This window comes from Mesoflavibacter sp. (assembly GCF_964226795.1).
GTDB classification, from domain to species: Bacteria; Bacteroidota; Bacteroidia; order Flavobacteriales; family Flavobacteriaceae; genus Mesoflavibacter; species Mesoflavibacter zeaxanthinifaciens.
Map to the genome: position 1 here is coordinate 79,819 of NZ_CAXQQP010000014.1, position 12,965 is coordinate 92,783.

General features: G+C 30.2%; 14 protein-coding genes and 1 tRNA gene. 8 read left to right on the forward strand and 7 right to left on the reverse strand.

Annotation, left to right across the window (positions count from 1 at the left end):
• The first annotated feature begins 79 nt into the window (after positions 1-79).
• Positions 80-532: a hypothetical protein gene (locus tag ACEQT4_RS12270; RefSeq protein WP_304145453.1), complete on the forward strand. Its 453-nt coding sequence runs from the start codon at positions 80-82 to the stop codon at positions 530-532.
• A gap of 45 nt (positions 533-577) precedes the next feature.
• Here the strand turns inward: ACEQT4_RS12270 and ACEQT4_RS12275 are convergent.
• The 4 genes from ACEQT4_RS12275 to ACEQT4_RS12290 form a co-directional block, all read right to left on the reverse strand.
• Positions 578-653: transfer RNA gene (locus ACEQT4_RS12275), tRNA-His, on the reverse strand.
• 81 nt (positions 654-734) lie between these two features.
• Positions 735-1,451: a bacillithiol biosynthesis deacetylase BshB1 gene (gene bshB1 / locus ACEQT4_RS12280; protein WP_370228053.1), complete on the reverse strand. Its 717-nt coding sequence runs from the start codon at positions 1,449-1,451 to the stop codon at positions 735-737.
• A gap of 4 nt (positions 1,452-1,455) precedes the next feature.
• On the reverse strand, positions 1,456-2,346 hold the full coding sequence (rlmF, locus tag ACEQT4_RS12285; protein ID WP_370228055.1) for a 23S rRNA (adenine(1618)-N(6))-methyltransferase RlmF: 891 nt from the start codon (positions 2,344-2,346) through the stop codon (positions 1,456-1,458).
• 4 nt (positions 2,347-2,350) lie between these two features.
• On the reverse strand, positions 2,351-3,505 hold the full coding sequence (locus ACEQT4_RS12290) for a PLP-dependent aspartate aminotransferase family protein (protein ID WP_370228057.1): 1,155 nt from the start codon (positions 3,503-3,505) through the stop codon (positions 2,351-2,353).
• A gap of 142 nt (positions 3,506-3,647) precedes the next feature.
• On the opposite strand from ACEQT4_RS12290, the gene ACEQT4_RS12295 reads away from it, so the two are divergent.
• Positions 3,648-4,019, forward strand: a complete 372-nt coding sequence (locus ACEQT4_RS12295; RefSeq protein ID WP_370228059.1) for a hypothetical protein — start codon at positions 3,648-3,650, stop codon at positions 4,017-4,019.
• Between the two features lie 27 nt (positions 4,020-4,046).
• Here ACEQT4_RS12295 and mscL read toward each other — a convergent pair whose 3' ends face one another.
• The 3 genes from mscL to ACEQT4_RS12310 all read right to left on the reverse strand — a co-directional run bounded on the left by mscL (position 4,047) and on the right by ACEQT4_RS12310 (position 8,571).
• On the reverse strand, positions 4,047-4,505 hold the full coding sequence (gene mscL, locus ACEQT4_RS12300; protein WP_370228061.1) for a large conductance mechanosensitive channel protein MscL: 459 nt from the start codon (positions 4,503-4,505) through the stop codon (positions 4,047-4,049).
• Between the two features lie 370 nt (positions 4,506-4,875).
• On the reverse strand, positions 4,876-8,088 hold the full coding sequence (gene ccsA, locus ACEQT4_RS12305) for a cytochrome c biogenesis protein CcsA (protein ID WP_370228063.1): 3,213 nt from the start codon (positions 8,086-8,088) through the stop codon (positions 4,876-4,878).
• 75 nt (positions 8,089-8,163) lie between these two features.
• Positions 8,164-8,571, reverse strand: a complete 408-nt coding sequence (locus tag ACEQT4_RS12310; protein ID WP_027879716.1) for a group III truncated hemoglobin — start codon at positions 8,569-8,571, stop codon at positions 8,164-8,166.
• Positions 8,572-8,629: 58 nt separating this feature from the next.
• On the opposite strand from ACEQT4_RS12310, the gene ACEQT4_RS12315 reads away from it, so the two are divergent.
• From ACEQT4_RS12315 to ACEQT4_RS12340, 6 genes are read left to right on the forward strand one after another with little or no spacing between them, the layout of a single operon-like run.
• Positions 8,630-9,391 carry a Rossmann-like and DUF2520 domain-containing protein gene (locus tag ACEQT4_RS12315; RefSeq protein ID WP_370228066.1) on the forward strand — a complete coding sequence of 254 codons (762 nt, stop codon included), beginning with the start codon at positions 8,630-8,632 and terminating at the stop codon, positions 9,389-9,391.
• Complete coding sequence (locus tag ACEQT4_RS12320) at positions 9,381-9,911, forward strand: HAD family hydrolase (protein ID WP_106678714.1); 531 nt, start codon at positions 9,381-9,383, stop codon at positions 9,909-9,911. The genes ACEQT4_RS12315 and ACEQT4_RS12320 overlap by 11 nt, the downstream gene beginning before the upstream one ends.
• A 44-nt stretch (positions 9,912-9,955) precedes the next feature.
• Entirely contained in the window at positions 9,956-10,864 is a 909-nt protein-coding gene (locus tag ACEQT4_RS12325) for a geranylgeranylglycerol-phosphate geranylgeranyltransferase (protein WP_370228068.1), read from the forward strand.
• Between the two features lie 2 nt (positions 10,865-10,866).
• Positions 10,867-11,460, forward strand: coding sequence for a Maf family nucleotide pyrophosphatase (locus ACEQT4_RS12330; protein ID WP_027879712.1), 594 nt, complete (start codon positions 10,867-10,869; stop codon positions 11,458-11,460).
• Between the two features lie 33 nt (positions 11,461-11,493).
• On the forward strand, positions 11,494-12,396 hold the full coding sequence (locus tag ACEQT4_RS12335; RefSeq protein WP_370228070.1) for a septum formation inhibitor Maf: 903 nt from the start codon (positions 11,494-11,496) through the stop codon (positions 12,394-12,396).
• Between the two features lie 40 nt (positions 12,397-12,436).
• Positions 12,437-12,964 carry a mechanosensitive ion channel domain-containing protein gene (locus ACEQT4_RS12340; protein WP_027879710.1) on the forward strand — a complete coding sequence of 176 codons (528 nt, stop codon included), beginning with the start codon at positions 12,437-12,439 and terminating at the stop codon, positions 12,962-12,964.
• The last annotated feature ends 1 nt before the right edge of the window (position 12,965 follow it).

The following is a 12,965-nucleotide window of genomic DNA, read 5'->3' on the forward strand; positions in this document are numbered from 1 at the left end:
ATTAAAACGTAACGTTTACTCATTACGCTTTTGATAAAAGATAGATTATTTTTTATTTAGAGTAATTAAATTTTTTAAAATGAAATTCTTACTCTTATTTAGTATCCTTTTATCTTACACAAACATATATTATACATCAGCTTCTTTAGACTTAAAGACTATTAAACAAGAAGAAAATCAATCCCTTTTTTTTAAAAATTTAAAAGAAGGAGATCAATTAAGTATAACATATCAATCCTATGGTTGTTTTAATCAACATTCAGAAACTTTAGAATTTAAATATTTAGACAAAACTCTTACAGCTACACTTTTAAGCAACGATATTAAAAAATCGACAATCATAAAACCAACAGAAATTGACTATTTAATTGAATTTGAAACACAATTAATAAATATAAACAACACAAAAAGAGGCTGCACAACAGTAAACTCTTTCACGTTTAAGTTAAATAACGATAAAAGTATAGTAAGAAAAGATGATACTTGTAATTGGAATGGTTATAAAGTATTAAAAGAAAAATTTTTCAAATAAAGCTTACAAAAAAAGCCTTTCATTTCTGAAAGGCTTTTACTTTTTGGGTGGAAGATCGGTCTCGAACCGACGACCTCCTGAACCACAATCAGGCGCTCTAACCAACTGAGCTACAACCACCGTGTATAACGCATATTAAAATGCGTGTGCAAATGTAGTTTATTTACTAAATATCACAAAAGATTTTTAAATAATTTTTATACTATTTTAAATCAAAAAGACTATTTACTGCTGCAAACCGCTCAACTGTAAATCCTTCTGCGTATTCACTATTAATTAAACGCCCTAAATCTCTTGCTCTATATATAATACTATCTGTAAAATTTTTACTAGAAATTGGTGTTTGAGGCTCATTACTGTCTGGATTATAAAATTGTGTTTTATAAGCTAAGACACTTTTCATTTTTATATCAATAAAATCTGAAACGTCTACAACAAAATCTGGTTCTATATGCTTCCATTGTATGTAATGGTAAACCTGTTTTGGTCTCCATTTTTTTTGCGGCTTTCCTTCTATTTCTGTTTCAATTTTTAATAATCCACTTAAAAAACACGCATCACTAACCAATTTACTGGCTTTACCATGATCTATGTGCCTATCATCTATAGCATTACACAACACTATTTCTGGTTGATATTTGCGTATCATTTTAATGACTTCTAACTGGTGTTGCTTATCATTAGTAAAAAAACCATCGGCAAAGCCTAAATTTTCTCTTGCTGCGACACCTAGTATGTTTTTTGCGTCTTCGGCTTCTGCTTTACGTGTGTGTTCTGTACCACGTGTACCAAGTTCTCCTTTAGTTAAATCTACTATAACTACTGTTTTACCATTTGCTACTTCTTTTGCTATGGTTGCTCCTGCGCCTAACTCTACATCATCTGGATGTGCCCCAAATGCTAATATATCTACTTTCATTATGTTATTTATTCCACTGTTTTTGTTGGTCTTCATTTAAAAAAGTCCAAGCTACTACTCTACTCTTTTTTTGACCAATATTAATTGGTAAAGTTTTTATAATTTTTGCTCCTAATTTATCTAAAGACGCATACATCGATTTTATATTATCTTTATTAGCAACTAATGTTGTATACCAAAAGCACTTATTTTTAAACAAGCTACTTTCGTATAAATAATTGTGTAAAAATGCTTTTTCTCCACCTTTATACCACAATTCATTTGATATTCCAGAAAAGTTTCTGTTTATACTATTTGTGTCTTGATTTAATCCTTTTAACTTTTTTAATGTGGCTGAATTTGCTTCAGTTTCATCTTTGTAAAAAGGCGGATTACACATAGTTAAGGCGAAGGTGTCTGTTTTAGCCAAAATACCTTGAAATATTTGATTAGGATTACTCTGAAATCTTATTGATACCTCATCCTCTAATTGGTTTTTAGCTATAATTTTTTCAGCTTGTTTTATCGAACTTTTATTTACATCTGAGCCAACAAACTGCCAATTATAAATTGATTGACCAAGTAATGGATAAATACAATTTGCGCCAGTACCAATATCTAAAACCTTTATGTTTCCATCTAAATCACTACTTAGTAATAAATCTTTTAAAAGATGAATATATGCTGCACGACTTGGTATTGGAGGTGTTAGATTATTGTCATCAAATTGCCAATAATTAATACCATAATTAGTTTTCAATATAGCCGTATTTAAGGCTCTAACTGCTTTAGCTTCAGAAAAATTTATAGTTAAATTACCATACTTATTTTTAAAAACAAATGGTTGAAGTTTAGGGTAGTTATCTATTAAAACTTCAAAATTATAATTATTTGTATGTCCTTTAGCAGATTTCAAAATGTTACTTTTTGATATTTTTTAAAGCTTGTTTTATGTCTGCTTTTAGATCTTTAGTATTTTCTATCCCTACAGAAAAGCGTATTAAACCATCACTAATACCCAATTGCTTCCTCTGCTCTGGTGTTAGTAAAGAGTGTGATGTTTGCGCTGGAGATAACATAGTGCTTTCTACACCTGCAAGACTCATTGATGGTTTAATTAATTGTAATGCTTTTTGAAAAGCTTCTGCGTCTAAATGATCTTTCAATTCAAAAGATAACATACCACCAAAATCTTTCATTTGTGACTTAGCCAATTTATGCTCAGGATGATTTTTTAAACCAGGATAATTAACCTGTTTAACTTCATCTAACTTATTTAACCATTTAGCCATTTTTAAAGCGTTTTTAGATTGTGCTTTAACACGTAGTCCCATGGTTTTCATACTACGTTCTAACATCCAAACCGTAAAGTCACTAAGACTACCACCAAGGTTTTTAGAGACATTCCATATACGATCCATGTGTATTTTGCTTCCTGCTACTGCGCCTGCACAAATATCACTATGTCCGCCAAAATATTTAGTTGCAGAGTGCATAATTAAATCGATACCAAAATCTGCTGGATTTTGATTTACGGGACTTGCAAATGTATTATCAATACTAGTAACAATACCTTTTTCTTTCCCTAATTTGGCAATAGCTTTTATGTCTGTAATTGTTAATAATGGATTTGAAGGTGTTTCTATATGAATTAACTTCGTGTTTGGTTGTATAGCTGCTTCAAAGTCTTCTACTTGATAACCATCTGTAAAAGTGAATTCTATATTTAACTTAGGAAATTCTTCTCTTATAAAATTTGTTGTGCCTCCATAAATTGTGTTTTGTACCACAATATGATCTCCTGCTTTTAAAAATGCTAAAAACATATGACTAATAGCTGCCATACCAGAACCAAATATCATTGCTGCCTCAGTATGCTCTAAAGCAGCTATTTTTTTGGATAAATATTCTTGGTTTGGCGTATTAAAATATCTTGGATAGCGTTTTACGTCTACATCCATAAACTCATATGAAGAAGATAAAAATATAGGTGAAACTGCACCTTTAAATTGTTTATCTTCTACTTCTCCGACGTGAGAACAAATAGTGTTTAAACCAAAGTTTTTATGTTTCATTTTATATTGCAATTTTTAAACAACTAAAATACAAAAATATGCATCTTTAACATTGATAATTATAGATTTATAAACTGGCTTTATACTGGTTTTAACACTTCTTTAACCTAAAAAAACATCTACTTTTCGTATACTAAGGGTTATGGTAACAATTGATAAACAAGAACATACGGACATTTTAGAACAATCTATTAAACACCTAGAATATTTAGGTTTTGAAAACATTAAGGCAGACCTTGATGGTTATGATACGCCAAATTCTTTTACTAAGAAAGATGGTGAAGTAACCGTAACACCAGATATAACTGCTTTTAAACGAAGTAGGAAATATTATTTTGAGCTTGGTATTAAAAGTAAAAGACCTAATCTTTTAAAAACCAAATGGCGTTTGATTGATGTAGTTTCAAGAATGAAAAACAGCCGATTTAAAATTATTACAACAAAAGGTCATTATAGTTTTACTAATAAAATTTTAGATGATCTTAATTTAGATAAAAACCTTATTAAACTATAATATAAAGCCTGTTTAAAACAGGCTTATTTATTTTGAACTTATATCTGCTTTAGATTTAAGGAGTTTGTTTTGTTCTTCCATTAAATCTGAAAGTTTGCTAAGCAACTCTATGTCTTTTGGTGTTGTTACAGTTTTATCTTTTGTATCATGGGACTTGGCTCTTAACCTATTCATTGCTTTAACAACTAAAAAGACAGTTAGTCCAACGATTAGAAAATCTAAAAAAGCTTCAAATAACTCGCCGTAATAAATGGCAACTTCATGTGTAGTTACTTCTCCATTTTTATTGATAATAGCTTCTCTTAATATATAACGTTTATCTTGATAGTTTAATCCATCTGTCATTAGTGACAATGGTGGCATAAATATTTTTTTCACTAAAACATCTATCACTTTATTAAATGAGGCACCAATAATAATACCTACAGCCATATCCATCATATTGCCTTTTACGGCAAACTCTTTAAATTCTTTTAAAAATTTCATCTAAATATTTAACGTGAAGTTATTTTTTTCGGGTTTTATTATAAGCTCTTAGCATGAAAAAAGCCCATAAAATCACTAATATAAATACTATAATAGAAAACCAAAATACAATATTATTTCCCATCGTTTATAAGCTTTATAAAAATCAATATACCAATAAGCATTGGTGCCCAAAGCCCAATAAATATTCCATGAAGTTGATATCCGTTAAGAAATAAGTATTCGGCTACTATAATGATTGCTAGACAAAGAATTAACATAAATATGTTACCCCAACCTAACTTTTTAATATATTCCACTAAAACTAAAAATTAACAATTTATAATTTGTATCAAGTTAATCATTATTTTCTTAGAAAGTAATTAAAAACTTACTTTTTATAAAATTTGATATATTTTCTATAAGAGAAAACACCTAAAATTGCAATTAAAATAGCCGAAACGCCAATATAAATTAAGCTAATATCTTGTCCAGATTGATAAGAATGTAATCCGGATAAATAGAAGTTAACACCAAAATATGTAAAAATAATACTTCCAATAGAAATTACAGACCATAAATTAAATGTCCATCTTCCTCTTAAGCCTGGTATTAATCGCATATGTATTACAAATGCATATATCATTATACTTATTAAAGCCCAGGTTTCTTTTGGGTCCCATCCCCAATATCTTCCCCAACTTTCATTAGCCCATTGACCGCCTAAAAAGTTACCAATAGTAAGCATTATTAGACCAACGGTTAAAGCCATTTCATTTATATAAGTTAATTCCTTAATACTTAAATCTAGCTTAGTTTTATTATTTTTATTAGTAAATGCCATTAAAAATAAACTTACTAACCCAATTATAAAGCCTAGCGTAAACGGACCATAACTAGCAACAATGACTGCTACATGTATTTTTAACCAATAACTATTTAATACAGGTTGTAAGTTTGCTATTGCAGGATCCATCCAACTTAAATGCGCTACCATTAATAATATTGAAACTACAAAGGAAGTTGCTGCAATAGTTAGCTCGCTTTTTCTTCCAAATCCTAAACCAAAAAACATGGTTGCCCAAGCCACATAAATCATAGACTCGTAACCATTACTCCATGGGGCATGACCAGAAATATACCATCTTGCAATTAAGCCTAATGTATGGATCACAAAAAGTACTATTATTAAGACTTTAAATACTTTAATACTTGTCTTTAACCATTTACTATCCATTTTAAAAATTTGCCATATTAATAAGGCTAACAATAAAATTCCTGCTGTTAAATAGTAAATAAATAATTTTTTAAATACATCGTATTTATTGTAAAGTATTTCTGCATTTATCTTAGAGTCGCTTGGCATTACCTCAGCTCCTACTTTAGATTGAGAGGTTTTAAAAGCTTTTAATAATTTTTCTGGTTGGGAGAAATCTCCAGTTTTTTTAGCTTCATTTAAGCTATATAAATACCAATCAAATCCAGCGTTTATAAAACTTCCGTAGGTTGAGTCTTGGATTTTCTCACTATAACCTTCATTTTTATATTCAAATGGAGAAATCCAAGTGTTATTGTCATCGTTAGGTACAGGAAAAATCTTTAACGATCTACCTTCTATCGCATTACTTAATAAATTAACACGATTATTAACCTCTATAAACTCTTTTTGAATAGCTGTTTTTACTTGCGTTTCATAAGCTTCTTCTAATTGCCTATCTAATTTGTAGTTAAAATCGTCTCCAAAGAAATCTAATAACTTAGCATAATTTTGGTCTTTACAAATACCTATAATACTACGTATCGAATCTCCTTTACGTGGTTTTATATAAATAATTGGCACGTTATACCACAACATCGGACTTTCTTGAATGCTTAAGAAAAGTTGATTAGCAGTCATATCTTCATAAGCTTCGTATTTACTTAATTTTCTAAGTAATTCTGAAGCATAGGTATCTATAGGCATCATACGACCATCTAAATCTTGTAAAACTAACTTTGCAAATTCTTCGGCGTGAGATTTTGGTGCTACATTTGCCTTTAAAATAGAATCTATTTGCCTTTTTGATGGTGTTTTTGGTACCGTAACTTGATGATCATGACCATCGTCTTCTGTGTGAATAAGGTCGTTTTGCGCTATTCCGCTTAAAGCGAAACACAAGAAAAATATAGTTAAAAGTTCTGCTTTTTTAGCTTTTACTTTTTCTAAAAGTCTTTTTAAATCTCCAAAACGTGAATTTTTATCAAACATAATTGCCATCAAACCTATGTATAATAAGAAATAACCAATGTAAGTTACCCAAGTTCCCCAAAAATCATGATTTACAGATAGTTTTGTTCCTTTTTCATCTGGATCAAAACCAGCTTGGAAAAAACGATACCCTTTGTGATCTAAAACGTGGTTCATGTAAATATGATAATCAAAATCGCCTTCTTCTTTATCAAAAATGGTCACTTTACTTTCAAAGGTTTGATAAGAGTTTTGTGTCCCTGGATATTTTTGAGCAATAAAATCATTCAACTTTACACTAAATGGTAATTTGTAGACTTTTGCGCCGTATTTTAGGTTAATATCTAAATTATCAATCGTAATTTTTTTGAAAGGATTGTTTGTTCCTTGTCCACCAATTAAACCAACACGTTTGGTTTTTCCGTTTGCAGTAACATCTAGTATAACACCATCTTCATCAAATTTTAATAATTGAGATTTTTTACCAACGCCTATTTCTCCTTTAATTATTGGATTTGGAACAACAAATTGCATGTCTCCAATAATGTAACGCGAACGTAACATAAATGGTTGAATACTGTCTTTAACAAGTTTTCCTTGGCTCATTGTTGCCATTTGCAAATATTCGCCATCAAAAGGGGAATTAATTGTAATTCCGTTTTCAGACTTTGTTAAATTAATAGCACCATCTGTTGGCTTATTTAATGCAAAAAGCACATTATGTATACTTTGTACTTCGCCTTCTTTTAAGAAATGATTGTGTGGTGCGCCTTGACCTGCTTCTACTATTTTTAAATAATTTTCGCCATTTTCATTTGGGATAATTGTTTCTTCTGCACCTTTAATAAACTCGACTAACTCAATACTTACCGGTTGATTATTATAAGCTGTATTTAGACTGAAACTATTTTTCATTCTACCAGAAAAATCAACTTCTTCTTCTATTGGTAGACGTTGTGGTACGCCATCAATCATATAATCACCATCAATATATGCTGTGATGTATGTTTTTTGAGAAAGAAATGCGTTGCTAGTTTCTCCTTCACGTATAGGCATCATACCTTCAAAACTGTAATATCTTGTTATTCCTGCACCTACTATAATTAATATAAATGCTAGATGTAATAATAGCGTTGCCCATTTTTCTTTACGTAATAACCTGTATCTTGAAATATTACCTATAAAGTTAACAACAAATAGTACCATTATACCTTCAAACCACCATGCATTATAAATTAAATTACGGGTGTAAGGTGTTGGAGATGTATCCATTTTGGCATCTAAAAATGTACCAGTAGCCATAGCGATGGCAAATACAATAAATAATATAGCTGTTAATCGTGTTGAGAATAGAATCTTGCCCAATTTATTTTGCATAGGTAAAGCCTTTTTTTGCTCGTGCAAAGATAGTTGTTTTTGTTGGTTTAAAATCAGTTTAAATAGTTAAAAAGTTTAACTGTTTTGTTGCCTTGCTTCAAAAATTTTAAGATGGATAAATGTACCCATTTTTCTTGCTCTTCGTTTAGCTAACTCTGCATTTTCTCCTGCAAATAAGTGTTCTATAGTTTCAAACCAAAGGTTTAACCAAATACCAAAATGATGTTCTGTAATACTATTATTATTTGCTTTATCTACTTTTACGTGCACTTCTAATGGGTTTCCTATATATTTTTTCTTTAAAGGTTTCCCCATAAACAAGCTACTTTCCCAAAACGTGGTTAAGTGATCTAAATGTTGATCCCAATTGGTAATAGCTTGATTAAAAATTGGTCCCAAAATAGCGTTTGCTCTTACTTTTTTGTAAAATTGATCTACTAACAAAGCAACATCTTCTCGTGTATTTATATCGTCTTTAATCATTATAACAAAGATACGTTAATGTCCGTTTTTATAGATATTTTCTTATTATTTTTACACCATGATAAAAATAGTTTTGCTTGGCGCAGGAAATGTAGCCACTCATTTATATAAAGCAATTTCTGCTACGGATAACATTAACGTTGTACAATGGTATAATCGTACTTTAAACAATATTTCATTATACAAAAACGAAGTTAGTATTACCGATAATTTAAACGATTTAGTGGATGCTGATTTATATATTATTTGCGTAAGCGATGATGCAATTGAAACTTTAAGCAACAACCTTCCTTTTGAAAAACGTTTAGTTGTTCATACTTCTGGAAGTGCTAGTTTATATGATATTGATAAAAAACACTATCGCGGTGTTTTCTATCCGTTGCAAACTTTTAGTAAAGATGTTGCTTTAGATTTTACAACAGTACCAATTTGTATAGAAACATTAAGAAAACAAGATTTTAAACTTTTAAAATCTGTCGGAGAAACGTTAGGCTGTCAAACCTATAAAGTTAATCCAGATCAAAGACCTGCTTTACATTTAGCTGCTGTTTTTGTAAATAATTTCACTAATCAATTGTATAGGGTTGCACATGAAATAACAGAACACCATGGTGCTGAATTTGATATTTTAAAACCATTAATTACCGAAACTGCTAAAAAAGTTCAAGACGTTTCACCATTCAAAGCGCAAACTGGCCCAGCTAAACGTAACGATAAAAAAACAATAAAAAGACATTTAAAATTATTAGATAATGAGCATCATGAAGCTATTTATAAACTAATGACCTCATCTATAAAAAAAACACATAATGGAAGATAAAAGCTACAAAGAATACTTACACCAAATCAACACCTTTATTTTTGATGTAGATGGCGTTTTAACTAACGGAATGGTTACTATAACTACTTCTGGCGAAATGATAAGACATATGAATGTTAAAGATGGTTATGCAATCAAACAAGCACTTAATCATGGATTTAATATTTGTATTATATCTGGCGGGACAAACGAAGGTGTTAGATTGCGCTTACAACATTTAGGTATTAAAGATGTTTATTTGGGCGCTCATCAAAAATTAACTCAGTATAACGAATATATTAGCAATAATAACATCAATGCAGAAAACGTGTTGTATATGGGAGACGATATACCAGATGTCCCAGTACTTAAACAAGTAGGATTAGCTACTTGTCCACAAGACGCAGTACCGGAAGTTAAAGACATATGTAATTATGTATCACATAAATTAGGTGGCGAAGGTTGCGTAAGAGATGTTATACAACAAGTATTAAAAGTTCAAGGGAAATGGGACAGCGATTTTGATGCCCAAACATTTTAATGCAACAAAATTAGAATAACAAAAAACTAAAAAACCAACAACTAGTGAATATTATCAACCTAATTAGATATAAAAACTTAATTTTAATTGCGTTAGTACAAGTGCTTATAAAATATGCTATGTTTCCTGCTTTTAATGTAGATACAACGCTTAGTACTTTTCAATTTATCATTTTGGTTATTTCAACTGTATGTATCGCTGCTGGCGGTTATATTATTAACGATATTTTTGATGTAGAAACAGACGCAATTAATAAACCTAACAAGCAAATAGTAGGAAAAACCATTGCAAAAGATAAAGCCTATAATTATTATATGGCATTTACTTTTATTGGCGTTGTTACTGGGTTTTACCTAGCTAACGATGTTAACAGAAGTACCTTTTTTGGCATTTTTGTAGTCATCGCCGCACTACTTTACATTTATGCCTCCTTTTTAAAACCAATGCTACTTGTTGGTAACATTGTAATTAGTGGTCTTGTAGCATTAAGTCTAATTGTTGTTGGTATTTTCGATTTACTACCTACCATAAACATGCAAAACAAGTTTATACAATCTTCGATGTTTGAAGTTATTGTAGATTACGCCGTTTTTGCTTTTTTAATCACTTTTATTAGAGAAATTGTAAAAGATATTCAAGATATAGATGGCGATTACAATGCGCAGATGAAAACTTTACCTATAGTCTTAGGTAAAAACAGAGCTGCAAAAATTGCTTTTGGGTTAACTATTGCTTCCATTTTAATATTAGCCTATTACTTAAATGCGTATCTTTATATGCAGACCATAGCCATTATTTACTTTTTAATTGCTGTGATAGCACCTTTAATCTATATCGCTATAAAATTGTTTTCTGCTGAAAACAAAAAAGATTTCAAATTGATTAGCAGATTATTAAAAGTCGTAATGCTATTAGGCATGCTATCTATGGTCGTGTACTATTTTATCATATAATTATGCTGAAAGAAAAACTAAAAGACAGACATATAATATTAGCTTCTGGATCACCAAGAAGACAACAGTTTTTTAGAGATTTAGGATTAGATTTTGAAGTCCGATTAAAAGACACTAAAGAAGATTACCCTAATCGCTTAATGCATTTTGAAATTAGCGACTATCTTGCGCAATTAAAGTCTTTACCTTTTTTAGACGAACTTAAAGATCATGAAATATTAGTAACCAGCGATACTATAGTTTGGCATAAAGGCGTAGCATTAGGAAAACCTAGAAACAACGACGAAGCATTTGCAATGCTTAAATCTTTAAGCGATAATACTCACGAAGTAATCACATCTGTATGTGTACGTACTAAAATCTTTCAAAAAACGGTAAATGCAACTACAAAAGTTACGTTTAAAGCGTTTACAGATGAAGAGATTTGGCATTACATTAAAACCTACTCGCCTTTAGACAAAGCTGGCGCTTATGGTATACAAGAATGGATTGGACAAATTGGCGTAACCAGTATTGAAGGCTCGTTTTTTAACGTTGTTGGTATGCCAACTCACCTTGTTTACAAAACGTTAAATACCATTGCAGAAGAGTTTTAAGATTGTAAATTTATACTACAATTTCTTACAACCATGCGATTAAAATTAACCATAATTCTACTTTTTTGTATTTTTATTTTTGCTTGCAAAGAACAAAAACAAACTACAGATTCACCTCAAAAAATTACAACTAAAAAAGAAGAAAAAAAGCTACCGCCAGCCTATAAACCTAACCAACAATTTAAAGACTATTGGTATGCTGGTAAAGCCGAAATCACTTCTTACAAACTAGAACAAGCGCGCTATGGCGAGTTGCGAGACGGAAAAGCTGTTTTAGTTTATGTCACCGAACCTTTTTTACCAAAAGTACAAGTAAAAGCAGACCAGAAAAACCCAGAAAACATAAGCGTTTTAAAGTTAAATGCCACTAAAAAATTCAATACTGGTATTTATCCGTACAGCATTATGCAAAGCACATTTTATCCCTTTGCAAACAACCAACACGCTATAAAAGTTAGTGCTTCTATACAAGAATGGTGCGGACAAGTTTACACTCAAATTAACAACAGAGAGCAATTTGAAGTTATATCACATTCCTATTTTGAAGGTGAAGCAGATCAAAATTTCAACTTAGAAAAAGCAGTATTGGAGAACGAAATTTGGACACAACTTCGCATTGATCCAAACAGTCTTCCTACTGGAAATTTTAAAATTATTCCAAGTTTAGAATACATTCGTTTAAAACATAAACCTTTAAAAGCTTATAATGCTTTCGCGGAAATTTCAGAAGGGAAATACATGCTTTCAATTGAAGAATTAAACAAAATACTTACTATTAATTTTGAAAACAATTTCCCTTTTAGCATTACAAGTTGGGAAGAAATTATAGACGGATTAACAACAAAAGCAACAAAACTTAAAACTATAAATACCGCATATTGGAGTCAAAATAGTAATAAAGATTTACCATTAAGAAAAACATTGCAATTAGATTAACAATTCAGTTTAAAATCTATATTTACCAAAATTTTAATACATGTTTGAGCATTTACAAGACGAAATTTTAAAAACAATAGTTCTACTTATTATATTTTTAATAATAAGGTCTGTTTTAAAAATTTCAATTAAAAAAATAGGACAAAAAAGTAGCATCAATGATGCTAGAATTGGGTTAATATCAAGATATTCTACCTTTACTCTAATTCTAATATTTTTACTATTTGTTTCTTATATATTTGGTGCAACACTAGAAAACTTAACACTACTTTTCTCTTCGGTTTTTGCCGTTATTGGTATTGGTTTATTTGCCATTTGGTCAATTTTAAGTAACATTACTTCTGGAATAATCATGTTTTTTTCGTTTCCTTATAAAGTTGGAGACAAAATAAAAATCCACGATAAAGATTCGCCTTTAGAAGGTATAATAGAAGATATTCGTGCGTTTCAGCTTCATCTAAGATTAGATAATGGAGATTTAGTGACGTATCCAAACAATTTAATTCTACAAAAAGCTGTAACTTTAGTTCAGAAAGACGCAATTGAAGATTTTGGAGATTTCCATTAAT